This window comes from Rhodoferax sp. ZS1R8 (assembly GCF_056521325.1).
The window spans coordinates 695,242-717,340 of the sequence record NZ_JBWMBA010000001.1; the positions used below are offsets into that span (position 1 = coordinate 695,242).

Annotated in this window: 19 protein-coding genes; 11 read left to right on the forward strand and 8 right to left on the reverse strand. The window is 62.8% G+C overall.

Annotation, left to right across the window (positions count from 1 at the left end):
• Nucleotides 1–101 precede the first annotated feature (101 nt).
• The 3 genes from AC097P_RS03285 to AC097P_RS03295 all read right to left on the reverse strand — a co-directional run bounded on the left by AC097P_RS03285 (nt 102) and on the right by AC097P_RS03295 (nt 3,131).
• Nucleotides 102–1,448: an NAD(P)-dependent oxidoreductase gene (locus AC097P_RS03285; RefSeq protein WP_479608925.1), complete on the reverse strand. Its 1,347-nt coding sequence runs from the start codon at nt 1,446–1,448 to the stop codon at nt 102–104.
• Nucleotides 1,449–1,611: 163 nt separating this feature from the next.
• Nucleotides 1,612–2,121 (reverse strand): hypothetical protein, encoded by a 510-nt coding sequence (locus AC097P_RS03290; RefSeq protein ID WP_479608926.1) that lies wholly within the window; start codon nt 2,119–2,121, stop codon nt 1,612–1,614.
• 107 nt (nt 2,122–2,228) lie between these two features.
• Entirely contained in the window at nt 2,229–3,131 is a 903-nt protein-coding gene (locus tag AC097P_RS03295; RefSeq protein ID WP_479608927.1) for a LysR substrate-binding domain-containing protein, read from the reverse strand.
• A gap of 139 nt (nt 3,132–3,270) precedes the next feature.
• Here AC097P_RS03295 and AC097P_RS03300 point away from each other — a divergent pair, with 139 nt between their 5' ends.
• The 5 genes from AC097P_RS03300 to AC097P_RS03320 all read left to right on the forward strand — a co-directional run bounded on the left by AC097P_RS03300 (nt 3,271) and on the right by AC097P_RS03320 (nt 8,362).
• Entirely contained in the window at nt 3,271–3,894 is a 624-nt protein-coding gene (locus AC097P_RS03300) for a response regulator (protein ID WP_479608928.1), read from the forward strand.
• A gap of 83 nt (nt 3,895–3,977) precedes the next feature.
• Nucleotides 3,978–4,541 carry a hypothetical protein gene (locus AC097P_RS03305; RefSeq protein ID WP_479608929.1) on the forward strand — a complete coding sequence of 188 codons (564 nt, stop codon included), beginning with the start codon at nt 3,978–3,980 and terminating at the stop codon, nt 4,539–4,541.
• A gap of 116 nt (nt 4,542–4,657) precedes the next feature.
• Complete coding sequence (locus AC097P_RS03310) at nt 4,658–5,848, forward strand: acyl-CoA dehydrogenase (protein ID WP_479608930.1); 1,191 nt, start codon at nt 4,658–4,660, stop codon at nt 5,846–5,848.
• Between the two features lie 384 nt (nt 5,849–6,232).
• The gene (locus AC097P_RS03315; protein ID WP_479608931.1) at nt 6,233–7,486 is read left to right on the forward strand and encodes a CaiB/BaiF CoA transferase family protein; all 1,254 of its coding nucleotides are present in this window, start codon (nt 6,233–6,235) and stop codon (nt 7,484–7,486) included.
• Between the two features lie 120 nt (nt 7,487–7,606).
• A complete protein-coding gene (locus AC097P_RS03320) occupies nt 7,607–8,362 on the forward strand; it encodes a DNA-formamidopyrimidine glycosylase family protein (protein ID WP_479608932.1) in 756 nt (251 codons plus the stop codon).
• A gap of 19 nt (nt 8,363–8,381) precedes the next feature.
• Here AC097P_RS03320 and AC097P_RS03325 read toward each other — a convergent pair whose 3' ends face one another.
• The gene (locus tag AC097P_RS03325; RefSeq protein ID WP_479608933.1) at nt 8,382–10,352 is read right to left on the reverse strand and encodes an ATP-binding cassette domain-containing protein; all 1,971 of its coding nucleotides are present in this window, start codon (nt 10,350–10,352) and stop codon (nt 8,382–8,384) included.
• A gap of 174 nt (nt 10,353–10,526) precedes the next feature.
• Nucleotides 10,527–11,873 (reverse strand): DUF3034 family protein, encoded by a 1,347-nt coding sequence (locus AC097P_RS03330; protein WP_479608934.1) that lies wholly within the window; start codon nt 11,871–11,873, stop codon nt 10,527–10,529.
• Nucleotides 11,874–12,098: 225 nt separating this feature from the next.
• Here AC097P_RS03330 and AC097P_RS03335 point away from each other — a divergent pair, with 225 nt between their 5' ends.
• Both AC097P_RS03335 and AC097P_RS03340 read left to right on the forward strand, forming a co-directional pair.
• Entirely contained in the window at nt 12,099–12,707 is a 609-nt protein-coding gene (locus tag AC097P_RS03335; protein WP_479608935.1) for a methylamine utilization protein, read from the forward strand.
• Entirely contained in the window at nt 12,704–15,088 is a 2,385-nt protein-coding gene (locus tag AC097P_RS03340) for a putative bifunctional diguanylate cyclase/phosphodiesterase (RefSeq protein ID WP_479608936.1), read from the forward strand. Before AC097P_RS03335 ends, AC097P_RS03340 begins: the two co-directional genes overlap by 4 nt.
• Before the next feature lie 27 nt (nt 15,089–15,115).
• On the opposite strand, the gene AC097P_RS03345 is transcribed toward AC097P_RS03340, so the two are convergent.
• On the reverse strand, nt 15,116–16,627 hold the full coding sequence (locus AC097P_RS03345) for a CoA-acylating methylmalonate-semialdehyde dehydrogenase (protein WP_479608937.1): 1,512 nt from the start codon (nt 16,625–16,627) through the stop codon (nt 15,116–15,118).
• Nucleotides 16,628–16,710: 83 nt separating this feature from the next.
• Nucleotides 16,711–18,090 (reverse strand): omega-aminotransferase AptA, encoded by a 1,380-nt coding sequence (aptA, locus tag AC097P_RS03350; protein ID WP_479608938.1) that lies wholly within the window; start codon nt 18,088–18,090, stop codon nt 16,711–16,713.
• Nucleotides 18,091–18,182: 92 nt separating this feature from the next.
• Here aptA and AC097P_RS03355 point away from each other — a divergent pair, with 92 nt between their 5' ends.
• Nucleotides 18,183–19,115: a LysR family transcriptional regulator gene (locus AC097P_RS03355; RefSeq protein WP_479608939.1), complete on the forward strand. Its 933-nt coding sequence runs from the start codon at nt 18,183–18,185 to the stop codon at nt 19,113–19,115.
• A 13-nt stretch (nt 19,116–19,128) separates the two neighbouring features.
• Here the strand turns inward: AC097P_RS03355 and AC097P_RS03360 are convergent, their stop codons facing one another.
• Nucleotides 19,129–19,299 carry a hypothetical protein gene (locus tag AC097P_RS03360; RefSeq protein WP_479608940.1) on the reverse strand — a complete coding sequence of 57 codons (171 nt, stop codon included), beginning with the start codon at nt 19,297–19,299 and terminating at the stop codon, nt 19,129–19,131.
• A 183-nt stretch (nt 19,300–19,482) separates the two neighbouring features.
• Here AC097P_RS03360 and AC097P_RS03365 point away from each other — a divergent pair, with 183 nt between their 5' ends.
• The 3 genes from AC097P_RS03365 (at nt 19,483) to AC097P_RS03375 (ending at nt 22,074) form a co-directional block, all read left to right on the forward strand.
• Complete coding sequence (locus AC097P_RS03365; RefSeq protein ID WP_479608941.1) at nt 19,483–20,400, forward strand: LysR family transcriptional regulator ArgP; 918 nt, start codon at nt 19,483–19,485, stop codon at nt 20,398–20,400.
• 47 nt (nt 20,401–20,447) lie between these two features.
• Nucleotides 20,448–21,077, forward strand: a complete 630-nt coding sequence (locus tag AC097P_RS03370; protein ID WP_479608942.1) for a TetR/AcrR family transcriptional regulator — start codon at nt 20,448–20,450, stop codon at nt 21,075–21,077.
• A 97-nt stretch (nt 21,078–21,174) separates the two neighbouring features.
• Nucleotides 21,175–22,074, forward strand: a complete 900-nt coding sequence (locus AC097P_RS03375; RefSeq protein ID WP_479608943.1) for a DNA ligase — start codon at nt 21,175–21,177, stop codon at nt 22,072–22,074.
• The last annotated feature ends 25 nt before the right edge of the window (nt 22,075–22,099 follow it).

Below are 22,099 nucleotides of genomic sequence, written 5' to 3' on the forward strand. Positions count from 1 at the left end.
TGCCTCCTGACGAGCCGCCTCTAAGGAGGCACGCGCCCCCTTGGGGGGCAGTGAACGAATGTGAGCTTGGGGGTACATAGTCTTCTCCAGGTTCGGGGCGATCACGCGTTCAGGTAGGCATGGATGGCGTTTGCTGATTGCTTGCCATGCTCCACGGCCTCGACCGTCAGGTCCAACCCGCCGGCACGGCAGTCGCCGCCAGCCCACACGCCGCTCAGGTTGGTCGTGCCGACCGCATCCGTGGCCATGCGGCCGCCGTCTAATGCAAAGCCTGCCTCCGCGAGTACCGGGTTCCCCAGTTTCTGCCCAATGGCCTTGAGCACAGTGTCCGCTTCAAACATGATCTCACGGCCGGTGGGCTGCAGCTTGCCGTCCACCATGGCCTGGTCGGCAAAACGCACGCCTGTCACGCAACCATCAAGGCCCAGAATATCAACCGGCGCCAGCCACTGGTGCAGCACCACGCCATTGGTCTGCGCCCATTCCTGCTCAACCTTGGAGGCGGACATCGATTCGCGCCCTCGGCGGTACACCATATGCACTACCTTGGCGCCCAGCAGTTTGCTTTGCACGGCCGCATCCACCGCGGTCATGCCACCGCCAATAACCACGACGCGGCGACCCACGGGCAAGGTGGACAGGTCGGGCGTTTGGCGCAGCGTGGCAATAAAGTCCACGGCATCTTGCACGCCTTGCAAGGTCTCGCCGGGCACACCCAACGCATGGGTAGTGGCCAGGCCCATGCCCAGGAACACGGCTTCATAGTCCTTTCGCAGGGCAGCCAGCTGGGCCGTGGTCTCCAGCCGCCAGTTGTTTTGGACGGTGATGCCGCCAATGTCTAGCAGCCATTGCACCTCACGCTGCGCGAAGTTGTTGGGCGTCTTGTAGCTGGCCAGGCCGTATTCGTTCAGGCCACCGGGCTTGGGTTTGGCGTCGAACACCACCACGTCGTGGCCCTTGCGCGCCAGCGTGTAGGCACAGGCCAGGCCGGCGGGGCCGGCGCCGACCACGGCAATCTTTTTGCCGGTGGCGGGTTCGCGCGTGAAGATCTGCGGTTTGGCACTTTCCATCAGCGCATCGACGGCATGGCGCTGCAGGCGGCCGATGGCGACCGGGCGGTCTTCTTGCGTGTTGCGCACACACACGGCCTCGCACAGGTTCTCGGTGGGGCAGACCCGGGCGCACATGCCCCCCAGCGGATTGGATTCCAAAATGGTGCGCGCTGAGCCGCGTAGGTTGTCATCGGCAATGCGCTTGATGAAAGACGGTACGTCGATGCTGGTGGGGCAGGCTGTGGCGCAAGGCGCGTCATAGCAGTAGAGGCAGCGCTCGGCCTCCAGCAGGGCTTGCGTGCGGGTCAGGCGGGGCGTGGCGTCCGCAAAGCGCTGGGCGTAGTCGCTAGCGACCAGGCGGCCAGCGCGAACATCGGGTTGGGGATAGGTGGACACGCTAGCACTCCTGTGGTGAAATCTGACCGTTTAGTCAGGATCTTCACCGGATGCTAGCAAGTGTGATGCCAGTCTGTATCTAGGGGTTTATCCGTGGTGACTGGTTGGCGCGGGGTGGGGCCGCTGCACAGGCCCATTACCCGCCCGCGTCGGGCGGCTGCGTTTAGCGAATGGCCATCACGCCTTTGTAGCGCGCGGATGCAATCATTTCTTGCACCGATGTTCCGTAGCCGACATAGACCTCGGCCTTGGGCAAGGAGTTGAAGTCCACATTCTTCAGCAACGACAGGTTCAATGTGGTGCCACCCGCCACACCCGTCATAAAGGGCACGTAGTTGGAGCCCACCAGGGGCTGCCAACCGTCCGTAGTGAAACAGAACCAGGTATTTGCGGTCAGGCCCAGTGTGCCGGCGGGCACATAGGCGGCCAAAAAGACCTGCGCAGGAGCGCCGATATTGGCCAGGGTCAGGTTGAAGCCCAAGGTCGAGCCAATGATGCCAACGTTGCTGATGCCGGTGAGCGTGCCATCAGGGATCTGGGGATTGGAAATCGAACCCAGACTGAGCGACACGGCCGAGGCCGGCGCCGACAACGCCATGAAAGGAAGGAGACACAGCGCAAATTTGACGAACGCGGAACGGCAGCCGGACACGGCTAAGGCAAAAGTTTTCATGGAAAGCAAAGGTGGACGGTTAAAAGACTTGTCCCATTTGGTGACAGACAAATGGCACAACTGGCTGCGGTGTCAGCTAAAGCAAAAAGGCTGCGCAGACCCAAATTTTACCCTGTGGTTGACCCGACAAGCCAATGCCGAAAGTGCATAACGGCTTGCGGTTCGTCACCGCGCAGTGGCGCAACCAGGTAATACGCCCGTTCACCCCGTAGCGGCTGGTCGCAGGCCACGACCAGATCGCCGCGCGCCAGCTCGGCCTCGATCAGCAGGCGCGGCACCAGTGCCACGCCGAGGCCGTGGATGGCCGCAGTGGCGGTCATAGAAAACAATTCATAGCGCGGGCCGGACAGTGCGTGCGGTGCGGTCACGCCTTGGGCGTCAAACCACTGGCTCCAGCCAAAGGGCCGCGTGCTTTGCTGCAGCAGCGGCAGCTCGGCAACCGCCTCGGGGCTGACGGTTTGCACGGCGGGCCCTATCAGGCCGGGGGCGCAAACCGGCACCACCTCTTCGTTGACCAGCAGCGTGGCCTGCGTGCCGGCCCAGTTGGCCACCTGCTCGGCAGTGCCAGCATACAGCGCGGCATCGAATCCGGTATCGGCAAACAGAAAGGGGCGGGTGCGGGTCTCGATGTGCACAACGATGTCCGGGTGCAGCGCCTGCAGGTGGGGCAGGCGCGGGATCAGCCATCGGGTGGCAAATGTAGGTACCGCCGCCAGGTGAATAGCACCTTGGGTGCCCTGGGTGGACATGGCGTTCAGCGTGTCACGCTCCAGTGCCAACAGGCGCTCGGTTACCTGGGCGGCGTACTCACGGCCACGCGGCGTCAGCACCACGCCGTGGCGTGTGCGGGTGAACAACGGTTGACCCAGATATTCCTCCAACGCAGCCACCTGGCGCGAGACTGCGCTCTGGGTCAGCGCCAGCTCCTGTGCTGCGCGGGTGTAACTCTCGTGCCGGGCAGCGGCCTCGAAGCACAGCAGCGTGTGGGTAGCCGGAATCTTGCGTCGCATGGTGCGGCCAGTGTAGCTACCCCGAATGCGCCCGCGCACAGCCTTGTCGACGTTGCCCTTATGTAAGACAGGCCATGGGATACACACCCTAAAATGCGCACTCACAGCGGAAATTCCACCCGTTTTTTTGGTAGCACCCATGTCCGCCGTCAGCTTTCTGATCTCCGATCCCAGTCCTGCGTTGCAGACCTTCACGCAACAATTGCTCATGGGCTATGGGTTCGATGCGGCTGGCATCAAAACTGCGTCCAACCCGCACGCAGCGGCGGAAATGGCCGCGTCACTAAAGCCCGACCTGCTGATTTCGGACGCTTTTGCCAAGGAATCGATGACCGGCATCGCGCTGCACCAGACCATCCAGAAGTCGAGCCCCGGTTGCTCCCTTGCGCTGCTGTCGCAGGCTGCCACCCCCGTCTACCAACAAGAGGCGGACGAAGCCGGCGCCCTGTTTTTACTGGCCAAGCCCTTCACTGCCGACGCCATGCGATCCGCCGTGCGCACGGCGCTGGAGCAATTGGCGCCGCTGCACCCCGGCATTGCCAGCAAACTCAAGCCCTCGGTCGCCAGTCAGCAGCAGTCGCAGAAAACCCGTCCGGTCTACGTGGCGCCGCCCAGCCTGCCGCAGTACAAGCCTGGCGACCGAGTGATCTATGCCAACCGCACCGAGTCGGTCAAACATGTGATTCTGCGCAGGGGCGAGCTGGTATTGCAGCTCGACGGCATACCCGGCATGGTCGAGGCCGAGAAGGTCAAACGGCTTTAAACGGCCCTGGCAAGAGGCCAGCGGCGGTCACGCCGCCCGAAGTGGTGAGAATGTAGGTCTTTTCAACGACCCTCGGAGGCTCCATGATCACAACAAAATACATTTCTTCCCTGTGTGCTGCGGTGCTACTGCTAGCGCAACTGACAATCGCCAGCGCACAAACTCCGCCAGCACCGGCCGCACCAACAAGCGCTCCCGAGCAGACGAGCCCCACCGCCGAGCCGTCTGCCGAACCACAAGCCAGCACGCCCAAGGAAGCCAAGGCCAGTTTGGCGAACAACCAAGTCCCCAAACTGGTCGTCCGATGGGACTGTGGTGACTGCGAGGTCAACGAAAAGGTCTCGCCCCTGATTGAGCAAACCTATGCCACCAAGGCCGCGGTTAAGGGCTACACCGTTTCTGACAGCGAGACAGCTGAAATGGTCGTCATCAAATACCGCCAACGCCCGCCAGGCGCACGTGTCATGTTTGGTTTCATGGCTGGCAAGGACATTTTGGAGACCCGCGTCACGTTCCGCGGCAAGGAATTCCTGGCGGGTGACTATGCGGCCAATGCCTGGCAGGGCATGAACAGCCTGTGCGAAACGGTTGCACAACTGACCCTGGACCAGATGTTGGCCAAGTTTCTAATAACGACCAGCTCGTGATGATGGCCCAGATGTGCGCCGAACGCACATCTGGGTGCCAAACATTCGTTTGTCGCCCAGCGGCATCGGGGCTACCATGCTCTCCAAACTGCCCTAACCGTTACGGAGATATCCCCATGGCCCACGCATCCTTCAACTGGCAAGACCCTTTTTTGCTGGACAGCCAGCTCAGCGATGACGAACGCATGGTGCGCGACGCCGCAGCTGCTTATTGCCAGGACAAGCTGCTGCCCCGCGTGACCCAGGCTTTCCGCGAAGGCACGACAGACCCCGCCATCTTCCGCGAGATGGGCGCACTCGGCCTGCTGGGCCCCACCATCCCCGAACAATATGGCGGCCCCGGCCTGAACTACGTGTCCTACGGCCTGATCGCCCGCGAAGTGGAGCGTGTCGACAGCGGCTACCGCTCGATGATGAGTGTGCAAAGCAGTCTGGTCATGGTGCCGATTTTTGAATTTGGCACCGAGGCACAGCGTCAAAAGTACTTGCCCAAGCTGGCGACCGGCGAGTGGATTGGCTGCTTTGGCCTGACCGAACCCGACCACGGTTCCGACCCCGGCTCCATGGCCACGCGCGCGCACAAGGTGGCGGGCGGCTACAAGTTGAGCGGCAGCAAGATGTGGATCAGCAACAGCCCGATTGCGGATGTGTTTGTGGTCTGGGCCAAGGAAGTATCCGAGGGCGGCCAGGTCGGACCGATCCGCGGTTTTGTGCTGGAAAAAGGCATGGCCGGCTTGAGCGCGCCCGCGATCCACGGCAAGGTCGGCCTGCGTGCCTCCATCACCGGCGAGATCGTCATGGACGGCGTGTTTTGCCCGGAGGAAAACGCGTTCCCGGAGGTGCGCGGCTTGAAGGGTCCATTCACTTGCCTCAACTCTGCGCGCTACGGTATCGCCTGGGGCGCACTGGGCGCGGCCGAAGACTGCTGGCTACGCGCCCGCCAGTACACGATGGACCGCAAGCAATTTGGCAAACCGCTGGCGGCCAACCAGTTGATCCAGAAAAAGCTGGCGGACATGCAGACGGAAATTGCGCTGGGCCTGCAGGGGTGCCTGCGGCTGGGGCGGATGAAGGATGAGGGGACGGCATCTGTGGAGATCACTTCTATTTTGAAGCGGAACTCGTGTGGGAAGTCACTGGATATTGCGCGCTTGGCGCGGGACATGATGGGTGGCAACGGGATTTCGGACGAGTTTGGGGTTGCTCGGCATTTGGTGAACCTGGAGGTTGTGAATACCTATGAAGGGACGCACGATATCCATGCGCTGATCTTGGGGCGCGCGCAGACGGGGATTGCGGCGTTCTGATTCTTTTGTTGTCGCTTGCTTGGGACCCAGCGGGGTGGGGTAGAGATTCGGAGGCGGTGCTTTGGTTTTTACTTCCTCACACCACCCCCTATCCCCCCGCCCCTTTCCACCCTCGCCAGGGCGGAAAGGGGAGCCAACAGCCATATGTGGCCTTGTTTCTTAAGGTGGGACGTACACGCTCTTGTTGGAGTTGGCACGCCAGAGTGCGTTGACTCAACGCCACACGGCGCGTGCACTCCCTTCGTTTACACACGCGGCCAAATATGGCTGTTAGGCTCCCTCTTTCGCCCCGGCGGGGGCGAGAGAGGGCGGGGGGAGAGAGGGGGGGGTGTGAGGAAGCAACCCCATAAAGCAAATCCCCAAGTTACCCAATCAGAATCCACCATGACCCAAGAAAAACCCTCAGCCCTCCCCCACATCAAAGTCCTAGACCTCTCCAGAGTCCTTGCCGGCCCCTGGTGCACCCAAATGCTGGCCGACCTCGGCGCCGACGTCATCAAGGTCGAAAAACCCGGCGATGGCGACGACACCCGCCACTGGGGCCCCCCATTCCTGCAGGACAGTGAAGGCAAGGACACCGCCCACGCCACCTACTTCACCGCCTGCAACCGCAACAAACGCTCCGTCACCATCGACATGGCCAAACCCGAAGGCCAAGCACTGATACGCCAGATGGCGGTGCAGAGTGATGTGCTCGTAGAAAACTTCAAGGTCGGCGGCCTGGCCAAGTACGGGCTGGACTATGAAAGCCTAAAAACCATCAACCCGCGCCTGGTCTACTGCTCCATCACCGGCTTCGGCCAGGACGGCCCGTATGCCGAGCGCGCCGGTTATGACCTGATGATCCAGGCCATGAGCGGCATGATGAGCATCACCGGCAACCCGCCGGGCACGCCCGGCGGTGGGCCGCTGCGGGTGGGTGTGGCGCTGACCGATCTGTTCACCGGCGTGTATGCCTGCAGCGCGATTCTGGCGGCCATCGAGGTGCGCCACCGCACTGGCGTGGGCCAGTACATCGACATGGCCTTGCTGGATGTCGGCATGACGATACTGGCCAACCAGGCGGCAGGCTTTCTGAACACCGGCAAGGTGCCCGTACGCCAGGGCAACAGCCACCCCAGCCTGGTGCCCTACCAGTCATTGCCGACGCTGGACGGCGCCATGCTGCTGGCCGTGGGCAACGATGGCCAGTTCGCGCGCTTCTGCGAAGCCGCCGGACACATGGAGTGGGCACAGGATGCTCGCTATGCCACCAACACCTTGCGCGTGGCCAACCGCGACAACCTGGTCCCGCAGATAGAGGCCGTCACCCGCACGCGCACCACGGCCCAGTGGGTGGCGCTGCTGGAACACAAAGCCGTGCCGTGCGGCCCCATCAACGCCATCGACGAGGCCTTTGCCGATGCCCAGGTTGTAGCCCGGGGGCTTAAGATCAATCAGGCTATAGCCCTCGCCGGACGTGCGCAACCAGCTATTGAATCAATAGCATCTGTGGCGAGCCCCCTGCGACTGGCCGACACGCCGCCAGTGCTGCGCAACGCTCCGCCAGCGCTGGGCGAGCACACCGACGCGGTGCTGGCCGGGCTGGGCCTGGACACGGCGGCCATCGACCGCCTGCGCGACCAAGGCGTGGTGTAGCAGGACAAAACACTGCAGTCATCGGACGTTGGTGCGCTGCCCAACACACGGGAACGCACCAGCCGCCCAGAATGCACGCTTGATCCGTCGTCCCGACGGAGTCACCAACAGGAGTAGTGCGTGCCCGAAGGACCTTCCCTCGTCATCCTGCGCGAACAGGCTGCTGGTTTCGCCGGCAAGACCATCGTGCGTGCCCACGGCAACACCAAGGCGGTGGATATGGACAGCCTGGCGGGCCAGCAAATTGTCGCGTTGCGCACCTGGGGCAAACACTTCCTGATCCAGTTGCCCACACTGGCCCTGCGCATCCACATGCTGATGTTTGGCACCTACCGCATCAACGAACGCAAAGACGCCGAGCCGCGGTTGAGCCTGGAATTTGACGGCGGCGAAGAGCTGAATTTCTACACCTGCTCGGTGCGCCAACTGGATGCTGATCTGGATGCGCAGTACGACTGGCGTGTGGACGTGATGTCAGACCAGTGGGACCCAAAGTTCGCGCGCGCGCAACTGCGGGCCATGCCGGACACCCTGGTCTGCGATGCGCTGCTGGCGCAAGATGTGTTTTCGGGCGTGGGCAACATCATCAAGAACGAGGTGTTGTTCCGCATCCGCGTACACCCCTCGTCGACGGTGGGCGCACTACCCGCAGCCAAGCTGCGCGAACTGGTGGAGCAGGCGCGCAAATACAGCTTTGAATTCCTGGCATGGAAAAAGGCCTTTGTGCTGAAAGCCCATTGGCTGGCGCACACCAAACGCATCTGCCCACGCTGCGACATACCCCTTACCAAGGCGCATTTGGGCAAAACCCGTAGGCGCAGCTTTTTCTGTGAGCGGTGTCAGAAGCTGTACACCACGCCGAACCCGCCCGCCTAGGCAGGCCCCCGGCGGGGCGTCAACTCTTCGGGCCGTCGCCCAGGGTTTCCCAGCGCTCCAGCGCAGCCATCAATTCATCATCGATCTGCGCGTTGCGCGTGGCCAGCTTCATCGCGCGCACGTTGTCCACGGCGTACAGGCTGCCGTCGGCCAGCGCTTCGTTGATTTCCACCTGCTCGGCTTCCAGCGCGGCGATCAGGTCGGGCAGACCGTCCAGTTCGCGCTGCTCTTTGAAGCTGAGTTTTTTCGCCTTGGCGGGCGGTGGTGCAACCGGCGCAGCAGCGGACACGGCTGCCGTAGCTTGCTCCTGCTTTTGTAGCTGCTCACGCTCATAGTTAAAGGGCTTGGCCGTGGTTTTGCCTTGGGCCGCATTGATAGCGTTGGCGCGCTTGGTCTGGATCAGCCAGTCGCTGACGCCGCCTTCGTATTCGCGCCATTTCGCGTCACCCTCGTACGCAATCGTGCTGGTGACGACGTTGTCCAAAAAGGTACGGTCATGGCTGACAAGGAACACGGTGCCGTCGTAATTTTGCAGCAGGTCTTCCAGCAGCTCCAGCGTGTCGATGTCCAGGTCGTTGGTCGGCTCGTCCAGCACCAGCACATTGGCGGGGCGGGCGAACAGGCGCGCCAGCAGCAGGCGGTTGCGTTCGCCGCCGCTCAAAGAGCGAACCGGCGAAGTTGCACGCGCGGGCGAGAACAAAAAGTCGCCCAGGTAACTCTTGCGGTGTTTCTTCTGGTTGCCGATCTCGATCCACTCGCTGCCGGGGCTGATGAAGTCTTCCAGCGTGGAATCCAGGTCCAGCGCGTTGCGCATCTGGTCGAAGTAGGCCACGGTGATGTTCGCACCCTGGCGCACCGTGCCCCAAGGGCTGTGGCCGGGTTCTGGCTTGGGGGAATTGGCGGGCGCGGGGTCGGCCTTGTGGTCGCCCAGAATGAGTTTGAGCAGCGTCGTCTTGCCGGCACCGTTCGGGCCCAGCAGGCCAATCTTGTCGCCACGCAAGATGGTGGCTGTGAAGTCGTCGACGATCTTGCGGTCGCCAAAGGTCTTGCTGACGTGGGTCAGTTCGGCCACCAACTTGCCGCTCTTGTCGCCAGTGTTCACGTCCATGTTGACGCTGCCGACGACGTCGCGGCGCGCTTCGCGTTTGCTGCGCAGCTCGTCTAGGCGCACGATGCGGGCGGTGGCGCGGGTGCGGCGGGCTTCCACGCCCTTGCGAATCCACACTTCTTCTTGCGCCAGCAGCTTGTCGGCCTTGGCGTTGATGACCGCCTCTTGCGCCAGCTGTTCTTCCTTCTGTACCAGGTAGGCCGCAAAATTTCCGGGGTAGCTCATCAGCTTGCCACGGTCCAGTTCCACAATGCGGGTCGCCACGTTGTCCAAAAAGGATCGGTCGTGGGTGATGGTGATGATGGAACCTTTAAAGTCCACCAGGAGGCCTTCCAGCCACTCGATGGAGTCCAGATCCAGGTGGTTGGTTGGCTCATCCAGCAGCAGCACGTCGGGCTGGGCCACCAGCGCCTGGGCCAGGGCCACGCGCTTCTTGGTACCGCCGGACAGCGTGTTGATGATCGCTTCGGGGTTCAGGTGCAGCCGCTGCAGGGTTTCGTTGACCCGCTGCTCCCAGTTCCAGCCGTCCAGGGTTTCGATCTCGCTTTGCATCGCATCGAGGTCGCCGTGGCCCAGGCAGTATTCTTCAATCAGGGCTATGACCCGCTCCAAACCTGAACGGACAGATGCAAAAACCGTAGCGTCGCCGTCCAGAATAGGTTCTTGCGCCACGTACGAGATACGGGTGCCGGTTTGGACCTGCAAGGTGCCATCGTCAGGGCGCTCCATGCCGCCCAGGATTTTGAGCATGGAGGATTTGCCGGCGCCGTTGCGGCCGATCAGGCCCACCCGCTCTTGGGTTTCGAGGGAAAAGTCAGCGTGATCGAGAAGCGGGACGTGCCCGAATGCCAGCTGGGCGTCAAGTAAGGTAATAAGTGCCATGTGGTCTGGATTATCGCCGGCCCTACCGTTCATCTGCCGAGACGCGGTTCGGTATGCGTCCGCAACAGAACTGGGGTAAGCGCCGCCGTTCGTGTCCCCCGCCCGCTATGCGGGCTCCTCCTTTACCTCACTTTGGCGCTCACCCCAGCTCCGCTGCTTGGTACGTTGGAACGGTCAAAACGCAAGTTGCACCGACAGGTAGGCACCGGTCTGCGTGCGGTTGCCGGTGGTGGCGGGCACGATGACACCCAGGTCCACATAGGCCAGCGTCACCGATGCTGTTTTGTTCGGTGCCCAGGCCACGAACACATCCTTCCAATCCTGGGCGCGCAAGCCATCGCCCAGCCCCGCGGCGACGCCTGGGTCTTGGAGGTTGTTGGGCATGCGCCGGTATTCCATGCCGACGGCCAAGTTGCGGTTGGCAAGCCACGCCACGGACAGTTCGGGCATCAGCTGATACTGGTCGCGCGCGCCGCCCAAGGTGCCGCCAAAGCCCAGCAGTCCGTTTTGGTTGGCGTTGGTCGCGCGCAGCGTGCCGTTGACCAGAATGCCCGTGGCCAGAAACAGCTTGGTGGCGCTGACATACACATCGGTGCCAGTCTTCTTGGCGCCCAGCGCAGATAGTGTGGCATCGAGCCCGCTGGATTGCAGCGACTTGAACTGCACCCCGACAGCCACCTGGGGCTGCCAGGTATCGCTGTCCAGAATGGCATCGCCTGCGACGCGCCACTTGGCACCCAGAATGTCTTGGGTCAACTGCAGGCCGGGTATGCCGAGCCCGGGCCCGGTGACCCCGGTGTCGAAGGACTGACGGGCCAAGGACACTTCCCAACGGTTGCGTATGCCCACTGCCAGCCCGTAGGTGTTCAGGCCGTAGTCGTTGGTCGCGACCCGGGTCGCGTGGGCGGTGAAGCCAGTGGCCTGGTCGCTGGCGTAGCTGCCGATCGTGGCCCACGGCGTCAGGCCACCGCCGGCCGCACCGTCCACACTGCTGACACCGCCGGTCAGCAGCAGCTTGCCTTGGCGGTTGGCCGCGGGGCTGGCGGTGATGATGTCGCGGTGCATGGGCGCCAGGCGGGCCAGCAACTGGTTTTGCACGCCAAACGGGATCTGGCGCGCGTCCATGCAGTCTTGCAAAATTTCCACCAGCAAATTGAACTCGCCGGTGCCGATCTTCAGGTCAGCATGCGACTTCTTCATCTCCTCGCCCTCGTACACGCAGGGGCCGCCGCTGACGCGGCACAGCTGGTCGGTGAGTTGCTCCTTCAGGTAGGCGGGCTTGATGTTGGTGAACATGGGGCCTATGGCCTTGTCGGCACGCAAGCGGTCGACCAGGTCGTTTACCAAAAGCTTGATGCCGTCTTTACCGCCGAGGTGCTGGTACAGCGATGAGGTTGCAGCGGTGTCCGCGATGGGAGAAACGCCTTGCTGTGCCAGCACCGCCGAAGGGCTGCCCATAGCCACCCCCAGCGCAAAGACAAATGCTAACGGCGGGGAACGCGCGGGGCGGTGGTGCAGCATGAAATCCTCAGGCAATCAAAGAAAGCGATGGCATAGCCACAGCCAAATCATAAGCCCAAGGCTATGCCCCAACCTCTCAGCCGGTATATGCCGGGCTTGGATGCAACGCGACAGCAATCGGCAACCATGTGCATGGCAATAGTGCGGGTATGCTTTCCCTGCGCGCGCGGTTGATTTTCTGACAAGCGCTATACACTGGACTTTTCCGCTCACACATATCCCGACATGCCATTGAACCTGCGGTTTCTGCTGTTGTTGATCGGGTCCCTGGTGGTGACCCTGGCGCAGGCCGCTACGGTGTCGGTGCAACTGCAAGATCCGACAGGCAAGCCACTGCCCGAAGGCGTGGTGTTTTTGGAATCGGCCCAGGCCAAGCAATTGGCCAAACCGGTAAGCGGCGCCGAGATCGCGCAGGTAAGCAAACAGTTCACCCCCCGCGTGTTGATCGTGCCGGTAGGCTCCGCGGTCAGCTTTCCGAACCGCGACACCGTGCGCCACCACGTGTACTCGTTCTCGCCCACAAAGACGTTTGAACTCAAGCTCTACACCGGCACCGCGACCAGCCCGGTCGTGTTCGACAAGCCCGGCATTGCGGTGCTGGGCTGCAACATCCACGACAACATGAGCGCCTGGGTTGTCATCGTGGAGACACCTTTTTTCGCGCTGGGTGATGCCAAAGGCGCAGCCGTCATGCGGGATGTACCGGCGGGCAACTACCGCCTGCGCGTCTGGCACCCGGGTCTCGCAGTGGGCGCGCCAGCCGCCGAGCAAGCGCTAACGGTGGGTAGCGGCGATACCAACCTGAACTACCGCCTGGCGGGTGTCGTACCGTGAACAAAATTGAGTGGCGGCCGGACTACTGGGGCCTGTCCTCCCGGATCGTCTTCCTGTCACTTGTGCTGCTGCTGATCGTGCAGGCCGCGGTGTTCAGCGTGGTGCGCATCAGCATTGAGCAGAGCGCCAAACAGCAGGTAGACCAGGAATTGCTCGTGGGCGAACGGGTATGGCGCCGCCTGCTGGACCAGAACGCACAAACATTGACGCAGGGGGCCATGGTCCTGGCCGCCGACTACGGTTTTCGCGCAGCCATCAGCACGCAGGATGAGGCCACGATCCGCTCGGCGCTGGAGAACAACGGCGCCCGCATCAACGCCACTGTCACCGCCCTGATGGACACCAACATGGGCCTGCGCGCCGTCGGTGAAGGCCAGGACGGCACGCAACTTCAAGGTGTACTCAGCCGCCTGACCAACCCTGCCGCGCGCGATGTCCACGGCAGCCAGGTTGCGCTGCTGGGTCGCACGCCCTACCAGTTTGTACTGGTGCCGGTGCGCGCACCTGTCATCGTGGGTTGGGTACTGATGGGCTTTCCGATCAACCAGAAGTTGCTAGACGACATGCGTGCCATCTCGGAAATGCACCTGGCCCTTATCAGCGAAACCCCGGGTGAAGGCCGCCATGTCGTGTCCACGACCTTGCCGGTGGGCGCCCTGCGCGCGCTGGAAGCCTCTTCACAGGACCTGGCCGAGCTGCCGATGGACGACGACCGCCTGATCGCCCGCAGCGTCAAGCTGGACGCCGGCTCGTTTGGCAGCGTGCGCACGCTGCTATTCCGGTCGGTCAATGATGTTGTCGCGCCATTCAGACAGGCCCAGGTGGCGCTGGCCTGGATCACCGGCCTGGGCGTGGTGCTGTTTGCCATTGGCAGCGTTTTTGCCGCACGGCGCGTGACGACACCGCTGCGCTCGCTGGTCCACGCCACCGAAATTCTGGGGCGCGGCCAGTACGACATGCCCATGCAGCACACCGACCGGCACGACGAAATCGGCGGCCTGGCGAAAGCTTTTGACACGATGCGCATCAGCATCGGCGCGCAGCAAAATGAGATCCGCACACTGGCTTACTGGGACCGCCTGACCGGTCTGCCCAACCGCGCGCGCTTTCGCGAAGCAGTGCAAGAGCAAATCCAGGCGGCGAGTGCGGACAACGGCGAACCCGGCAAAAACATGGCCATCCTGATGCTGGACATTGACCGCTTCAAACACGTCAACGACGTGCTGGGCTACTCCTTCGGCGACCAATTGCTGATCGCAGTGGCCAAGCGGCTGACGCAGCAAGAAATGCGCGCCAGCGACATGGTAGCCCGGCTGGGCGGCGATGAGTTTGCCGTGATGCTGACCGGCAGCGATGCCAATATCGCCGTTGCCGTGGCCCAGCGCATTGCCAAATCGTTTGAACTCCCGCTGGCCTTTGAAGAGCAGACCGTGGACATGAGCGCCAGTATGGGCATTGCCTGCTTCCCGCAGCATGCGCAAGATGTGGACGCCCTGCTTTCACGTGCCGAGGTGGCCATGTACGCGGCCAAATCGCGCACCACGCTGATGCAGGTCTACGATGCGTCGCTGGACTCGTCGAGCAGCGAAACACTGTCCATGTTGTCGGAGCTGCGCAACGCCGTGGCCCAGGGCGAGTTGCGCCTGTTTTTGCAACCCAAGATCGGCTTGGCTTCGGGCCGGGTTGTGGCGGCCGAAGCCTTGGTGCGCTGGCAGCACCCACAGCGCGGCCTGGTGCCGCCGCTGGAGTTCATTCCCTTTGCGGAGCAAACCGGCTTTGTACGGCAGTTGACGATGTGGATGTTTGAAGAATCCGCCCGCATCAGCCAAACGCTGGGCGGTTTGGGTGCCGACTTCAAGCTGGCCATCAACCTGTCCACCCGCGACCTGCTGGACCTGGAATTTCCCGCCCGGCTCGATGCGGTACTGGCCCAGTACCAGCTACCGGCCAGCGTCTTCTGCCTGGAGATCACCGAGAGCGCCATCATGGACGACCCGCAGCGCGCCCAGAGCACGCTGAACCTGCTGTCGCAACGCGGCTTCAAGCTGTCGATCGACGATTTCGGCACCGGTTATTCGTCACTGGCCTATTTGAAGAGCCTGCCGGTGGACGAGCTGAAGATCGACAAGTCTTTCGTCATGAACATGGAGACCGACGAGGACGACGCCAAGATCGTGCGCTCCACCGTAGACCTGGCCCACAACCTGGGCCTGACCGTGGTGGCAGAGGGGGTTGAGAACGCGCTGATCTGGGAAAAGCTCAAGGCCCTGGAGTGCGACGAGGCGCAGGGGTACTTCATGAGCAAGCCGATTGCTGCACATACGTTTGCGGCTTGGTGTGTCAGCTGGAATGCGAAGCAGGAGCACGAACAGGCGGCCTGAAAGCCGCCGTGGGATGATGCGGTTTAATTAGCGGCTGCTAGGAAACGCAAACACCGTCCCCTCACGCACACCCGCACTCGGCCAGCGCTGGGTGATCGTCTTGCGCTTGGTATAGAAGCGCACAGCATCCGGCCCATAGGCGTGTAAATCGCCAAACAGTGAACGCTTCCAGCCGCCAAACGAGTGGTAGGCCACGGGCACGGGCAGCGGCACGTTGACGCCGACCATGCCGACCAAAATGTTGTCGCTGAAGTAACGCGCAGCCTCGCCATCACGCGTGAAGATGCAGGTGCCGTTGCCGTATTCGTGGGCGTCGATCAGGTCCATGGCTTCTTGCAGGGTCTTCACGCGCACCACGCCCAGCACCGGGCCGAAAATTTCTTCCTGGTAAATCACCATGCCGGGCTTGACGTGGTCGAACAGGCAGGGGCCGAGAAAGTAGCCGTCTTCATGGCCGCTGACGCTGACGCCGCGGCCGTCGACGACCAGCGTGGCGCCTTCCTTCACGCCCTGGTCCACGTAACCCTTGACCTTCTCGAAATGCGGCTTGGTGACTAGCGGGCCCATGTCGCTCTTGGCATCGGTGCCGGGGCCGACCTGCATTTTTGCAATCTCGACCTTCAGCGCCGCAACGACTGCATCGGCAGTGGCATCGCCCACCGCCACGACCAGCGGGATGGCCATGCAGCGTTCGCCGCACGAGCCATAGGCCGCGCCCATCAGCGCATTGACCGCGTTGGCGATGTCGGCGTCGGGCATGACGACGGCGTGGTTCTTGGCGCCGCCCAGGGCTTGTACACGCTTGCCGTGCTTGCAGCCTTCGGCGTAGATGTATTCGGCGATCAGCGTGGAGCCTACGAAGCTCACGGCCTTGATGCGCGGGTCGGTTAGCAGTGTGTCCACCGCTTCCTTGTCGCCGTTGACGACGTTCAACACACCCGGTGGCAGGCCAGCATCGAGTGCCAGTTGCGCGATGCGCAGCGTGCTGCTGGGGTCGCGCTCGGAGGGCTTGAGGATGAAGGTGTTGCCGCAGGCCACGGCCATGGGCCACATCCACAGCGGCACCATGGCCGGGAAGTTGAACGGCGTGATGCCAGCGGCCACACCCAGCGGCTGGAATTCGCTCCAGGAGTCGATGGCGGGGCCAACGTTTTTGCTGTGCTCGCCCTTGAGCAGCTCGGGCGCGTAGCTGGCGTATTCCACGTTTTCAATGCCGCGCTGCAGTTCGCCAGCGGCGTCGCTCAGCACCTTGCCGTGTTCGGCGGTGATCAGTGCGCAGATTTCCTCGGCATGCTTTTCCAGCAGGACCTTGAGGTTGCCCATGACGCGGGCGCGCTTCAACGGCGGCGTGTTGCGCCAGGCGGGGAAGGCCGCTTGGGCGGACGCAATGGCCTGCTCTACCGTGGTCTTATCGGCCAGCAACAGGCGTTTTTCGGCTTTGCCCGTGGCGGGGTTGTAGACGCTTTGTGAACGCGCGTCGGCGTTGCCGTCGGTCAGCTTGCCGTCGATCAGATGGCCTATGGTGGGGAGTTGGGACATGGGTTTTCCAGAGTTCTATATATTGAATTGGGCTGCAGCCCTCGTGGATAGAGCGCAAGCAGCTATGAAAACAGGAGCAAAATTCAGGCTGTGGCGTTCAGCGCCTCGCCTAGTGCATTCACCAGGCTGTCGATCTCGGCCTTCTCGATGATGAAGGGTGGTGCCAGCTGGATGGTGTCGCCACCGTAACGCACGTAGAAACCTTTTTCCAGGCAGCGCATGGCGATTTCGTAGGGCCGCTTGGCGGGCTCGCCGGGCACTGCCGCTATCGTGATGCCAGCGGCCAGCCCGTAGTTGCGGATGTCCGCCACATGCTTGGCGCCTTTCAAGCTGTGCACGGCTTGCTCAAAATACGGTGCCAGCGACGCCACACGCTCGACCATGTTTTCCTTGACCAACACATCCAGCGCTGCGATGCCAGCCGCGCAGGCCACGGGGTGGGCGGAGTAGGTGTAGCCATGCGGAAACTCCAGCATGTAGTCCGGGCCGCCCTGGGCCATAAAGGTGTCGTAGATGTCCTTCTTGGCGACCACCGCACCCAGCGGTTGGCTGCCGTTGGTGATCTGCTTGGCCACGTTCATGATGTCGGGCGTCACGCCAAACGCCGCCGCACCGGTGTAGGCGCCCATGCGGCCAAAGCCGGTGATGACTTCGTCAAATATCAGCAGGATGTTGTTGGCGGTGCAGATCTCGCGCAGGCGCTGCAGGTAGCCCACGGGCGGGATCACAACCCCGGCCGAGCCGGACATGGGCTCCACGATGACGGCCGCGATATTGGACGCATCGTGCAGCGCGATCAGCTTCAGCAACTCGTCGGCCAACTCGACTCCCGTGGGCGGCATGCCCTTGTAGAACGACCCTGCCGCGGGCTGGGTGTGAGGCAAGTGATCGGCCTCGATGCCCTGGCCAAAGACCTTGCGGTTGCCCACAATGCCCCCGACCGAGATGCCGCCGAAGTTGACGCCGTGGTAGCCCTTTTCGCGTCCGATTAGGCGCGTCTTGGTGCCCATGCCTTTGGCGCGCCAGTAGGCACGCGCCATCTTCAGCGAGGTGTCGGCCGACTCGGAGCCAGAACCGGTGAAGAACACGTAGTCCAGCCCGTCGGGCGTGAGTTCGCGGATCTTGTTGGCCAACTCAAACGACAGCGGGTGGCCGAACTGGAAGGCAGGTGAATAGTCCAGCGTGCCGATCTGGCGGCTGACCGCATCGGTAATTTCGGCCCGGCCGTGCCCTAGTCCGCAACACCACAGCCCAGAGAGGCCGTCCAATATCTTCCGGCCGTGGCTGTCGGTGTAGTAGGCGCCCTTGGCGCTGACCATCATGCGCGCACCATTGGACGCGCTTGCCTTGAAGTTGCGGTTGCCGGTGTAGGGCATCCAGTGCGCTTCCATCCACGCCGCATCGCCGGGGAAGGCGCTGGTGCTGGTGACGGCGGTCGATGGCGTGGCGTCGTTGAGCTTCATGGCGGTGATCTTTCTGCTGTGGTCAGTAGACCATTGTGTTCCGCTCTGTTACTCTTATGAAGTCACAGTTATCACTATTTAGTTGCTATTTTATGCAAGTTAAGAAGAAGGCTGTGCTCGGCCAGATCAGCGACATGGACTTGCGCCTGTTGCGCGTGTTCCGCGCGGTGGTCGATTGTGGAGGCATGGCGGCGGCCGAGCTGGAGTTGAATATCGGCACGTCCACCGTCAGCCGCCACATCAAGGACCTGGAGACCCGCCTGGGCCTGACGCTGTGCCGCCGCGGCCGAGCCGGTTTTGCGCTAACGCCGGAGGGCCAGAAGATCTATGCCCAGACCACGGCGCTGCTGGCTGCGACCGATGCCTTTCGCAGCGGCGTAGACGAGATCCACGAGCGCATGGGCGGGCAATTGCATGTGGCGATGTTTGACAAGACGGCCAGCAACCCCCAAGCCCATATCGCCGAGGCCATTGCCATGTTTACGGAGCAGGCGCCCGATGTGGCGCTGAACCTGCACGTGGCCACACTGACGGCCATCGAGCGCGGTGTGCTGGACGGGCAGTACCAGATCGGCATCATCCCCGGCCACCGCAGTTCGGACCTGCTTGCGTACACGCTGTTGTTTGACGAGGTGATGTTTCTGTACTGCGGCCGCGCGCATCCACTGTTTGCTGCGACGGCGGCCAAGCAACCCAAGGATTGGGATGGCCTGCGCGCCCACCAGTTTGCCGGCCTGGGCTACCACTCGCCGAATATGGAGATCAGCCAGCAGGTGCGGCTCACGCGCAAGGCAACGGGCTTTGACCAGGAGGCCATCGCAACACTGATTCTGTCGGGGAAATTTCTGGGCTTTTTGCCCGACCACTACGCAGACAGTTTTGTACGCGGAGGCCAGATGCGCGCCGTCGACCCGGCGGTGTTCAGATACGACTGCCAGTTTTTTGCGATTACGCGAAGGTCGCCACAGATTGCCAGGGCGACACGGGCACTACGGGAATGCTTGGAGCTGGCCCACAGGGCCTAGCTCCAGAGCCCGATCAGCCGCCTTTTTTAGAGCGCTTGCCGGGGTTCTTCTTGCTGCGTGTAGAGACGCCGCGCTCCAGGCTCACCTTTTGGCCGCGGCCGCCGGTGGGCAGCGTGAAACCTGGAAGGGTTGCGGGACGTGGAGTGGCTTTACGGTCTGCTTCGGTGACGATTCTGTTGCCCATTTTTAACGGTCCTGACGAGTTTGCAAAGGCAGTATTAGGCCATAAGTTGGAAAAGGCGCCCAAATGCGGCCGTTGCCACCGCGCTGTAGAGCCCCCTTTTTCTGCATTTTCGACGCCGGGAAACATTAGGTAAACTAATGAGCAACGGGGAAGGCCCCTCAAACAGCTTGGCGGACATGAACTATGAGAACCTTTGATTCCGACGCGTTGGAGTGCCTGGCGGCCATCGTCGAAGAAGGCGGCTTCGAGCGCGCGGCGCTGCGCCTGTCCGTTACCCAGTCTGCCGTGTCGCAGCGCCTGCGCGCGCTGGAGGCCCAGGTCGGCACCGTGCTCCTGGTGCGCAGCCGGCCCATCAAACCCACATCCGCCGGGCGCCTGCTGATCAAACACGCGATGCAGATGCGCCTGCTGCGCGCCGACCTGGAAACCGATCTCCAAGACTTGACCCCTGGCACCGGCGCGCTGCGCGAAGACGACCGCATTTCCATCGCCATCAACGCCGACAGCATTGCCACCTGGGCGCTGCCGGCGCTGGGTGAGATGGTGGCGGGCGGCCTGCCGCTGGAGATCATCACCGATGACCAGGATTTCACGCACGAGTGGCTGCGCGAAGGCCAGGTGCTGGGCTGCGTGACCACGCTCAAGCAAGCACTGCGCGGCTGCAAGGTGATGCCGCTGGGTGTCATGCACTACGTGGCGGTGGCCAGCCCGGCCTACGCCAGCGCGCACTGCCCGCAGGGGCTCACGCCGCACAACTTTCGCAGCATCCCCTTCATTGCCTTCAACCGCAAGGACGATCTGCAAACCGATTTCGTCAGCCGCGCCTGCGGCCTGCGCCGGGTCGCGCTCAGCCAGCGCTTTGTGCCCAGCTCCGAGGGCCAGGTGCGCGCCGTGCTGGCGGGCTGGGGCGCAAGCGTGGTGCCAGAGCTGCAGGTGCAGGGCTTGCTGGCCAACGGCGCGCTGGTCAACCTGGCGCCGCAGGTGACGCTGCCAGTCAACCTGTACTGGCATTGCTGGAACCTGGATTCAGTGGTCATTGATCGGCTGACGTCGGCACTCTCTACTGCCGCCGCAGCTGCGCTAAAGACTACACGGTCATAATTTGATCTGACGCTGTATTTTCCGACGCAAGCGGCTAAACTGTAGGCATGTTATCCAGTCCTATCGCCGCCGCCCCACCCAAGGTCTCTTTCAAAACGCAGATGCTGCAGGCCCGTGAGGTCGCCATCATCCGCGTCGTTAACCGCTTGCTGGCCGAAAAAGGTTTCGACGCCATGACGGTGGACGAGGTCGCGGCCCAGGTCGGCATAGCCAAGGCCAGCCTGTACAAACACTTCCCCAGCAAGGAAGACCTGGCCGCCGCCGCCATGGTGCACGTGATGCGCCGCGCCCAGGATTACCTCAAGGGCCTGCCGGCCGATGCCAGCCCGCTGGACCAGCTGCGCACGGTCGTGCGCTGGACGATGGAGCTCAAACTGGGTGGCGAGATGCCGTCATTACCCAGCCAGAACTCCAGCCTGCGCGCCACGCTGATGGGCAACGCCGACTATATGAATGGCCTGATCGAGGTCAGCGACCAGTTGGGTGAATGGATTGAAGCGGCCCAGGCCGAGGGCGCCATCAACACGCGCCTGCCGGCCGTCGCAGTGCTCTACACGCTGTTCGCCCGCGCCTGCGACCCGGTGCTGGAATTCTTGAAGATGGGCGGCCAGCACTCGAATGCCGAGATCATCGACCTGGTGCTATCCACTTGCTTTGATGGCCTAAATGCCCGCTAGCCCTTGTGGACATGTGTAAGCAGCTCCTCATTCAGGAGCATATGTCTTGCCACTCGGGTGATCCACACCATCCAAACCGAACGATGAGGAGACCCTGATGCAGCTGCCTGTCCGCTGGAGTCGCCTTCTGTGCATGCTGGGTTGTGTGCTGACGCTATCGGCGCCGGCAGGTGGCCAAGCACAGACGATTGCTCCCAACGCCCCCGCGCTGATGCTGGCCAAGGTGTACCACCCCGGCGTCGACCTGGCCGACTACTGGGTCAGCGAAAAATACGACGGCCTGCGTGGCTACTGGGACGGCCAGCAACTGCTGACGCGCGGCGGCGAACGCGTGCAGGCGCCGACCTGGTTCACCGCCGGCTGGCCCGCCACGCCCTTGGACGGCGAGTTGTGGGCCGGGCGTGGCCAGTTTGCAAAAGCTACCTCCACCGTACGCCAACAGGTGCCGGATGACGCGGCCTGGCGCCGCATGCGCTTCATGGTGTTTGATATGCCGGCACACGGCGGGCCGTTTACCGAACGCATTGCCGCGCTGAACGCCGCCGTGGCGCAGATCAACCAGCCCTGGGTCGTGGCCGTGGTGCAAACCCGCGCCACGACGCACGCCGCGCTGCAGGGCCAGATGCACCGCGTCGTCAAGGCTGGCGGCGAAGGCTTGGTGCTGCACCGTGGCGCGTCGCTGTACACGGCCGCGCGCAATGACGATCTGTTGAAGGTCAAACCGCATGAAGACGCCGAAGCCCGCGTGCTGGGCTACCAGGCGGGCCGTGGCAAATACCGCGGCATGGCGGGTGCGCTGCTGGTGGAGAGTGTGGCCAGCGGTAATGCGGCGGCGCCCGGGGTGCGCTTCAAGATCGGCAGTGGTTTGTCGGACGCAGAGCGGCGCGATCCGCCACCCGTGGGAAGCATCGTCACCTACCGCTTTCGCGGTCTGACCGACGCGGGAGTGCCGCGTTTTGCCAGTTTTGTGCGGGTGGCGGCGGACAAGGTCCCCTGAGCGACCCCTGCTTCGAACGCTCCTG

Coding starts and splice junctions, on each gene's coding strand:
- AC097P_RS03290 (WP_479608926.1), bottom strand. CDS start 2,121: ATGAAAACTTTTGCCTTAGCCGTGTCCGGCTGCCGTTCCGCGTTCGTC.
- AC097P_RS03295 (WP_479608927.1), bottom strand. CDS start 3,131: ATGCGACGCAAGATTCCGGCTACCCACACGCTGCTGTGCTTCGAGGCC.
- AC097P_RS03300 (WP_479608928.1), top strand. CDS start 3,271: ATGTCCGCCGTCAGCTTTCTGATCTCCGATCCCAGTCCTGCGTTGCAG.
- AC097P_RS03305 (WP_479608929.1), top strand. CDS start 3,978: ATGATCACAACAAAATACATTTCTTCCCTGTGTGCTGCGGTGCTACTG.
- AC097P_RS03310 (WP_479608930.1), top strand. CDS start 4,658: ATGGCCCACGCATCCTTCAACTGGCAAGACCCTTTTTTGCTGGACAGC.
- AC097P_RS03315 (WP_479608931.1), top strand. CDS start 6,233: ATGACCCAAGAAAAACCCTCAGCCCTCCCCCACATCAAAGTCCTAGAC.
- AC097P_RS03325 (WP_479608933.1), bottom strand. CDS start 10,352: ATGGCACTTATTACCTTACTTGACGCCCAGCTGGCATTCGGGCACGTC.
- AC097P_RS03330 (WP_479608934.1), bottom strand. CDS start 11,873: ATGCTGCACCACCGCCCCGCGCGTTCCCCGCCGTTAGCATTTGTCTTT.
- AC097P_RS03335 (WP_479608935.1), top strand. CDS start 12,099: ATGCCATTGAACCTGCGGTTTCTGCTGTTGTTGATCGGGTCCCTGGTG.
- AC097P_RS03345 (WP_479608937.1), bottom strand. CDS start 16,627: ATGTCCCAACTCCCCACCATAGGCCATCTGATCGACGGCAAGCTGACC.
- aptA (WP_479608938.1), bottom strand. CDS start 18,090: ATGAAGCTCAACGACGCCACGCCATCGACCGCCGTCACCAGCACCAGC.
- AC097P_RS03355 (WP_479608939.1), top strand. CDS start 18,183: ATGCAAGTTAAGAAGAAGGCTGTGCTCGGCCAGATCAGCGACATGGAC.
- AC097P_RS03360 (WP_479608940.1), bottom strand. CDS start 19,299: ATGGGCAACAGAATCGTCACCGAAGCAGACCGTAAAGCCACTCCACGT.
- AC097P_RS03365 (WP_479608941.1), top strand. CDS start 19,483: ATGAGAACCTTTGATTCCGACGCGTTGGAGTGCCTGGCGGCCATCGTC.
- AC097P_RS03370 (WP_479608942.1), top strand. CDS start 20,448: ATGTTATCCAGTCCTATCGCCGCCGCCCCACCCAAGGTCTCTTTCAAA.
- AC097P_RS03375 (WP_479608943.1), top strand. CDS start 21,175: ATGCAGCTGCCTGTCCGCTGGAGTCGCCTTCTGTGCATGCTGGGTTGT.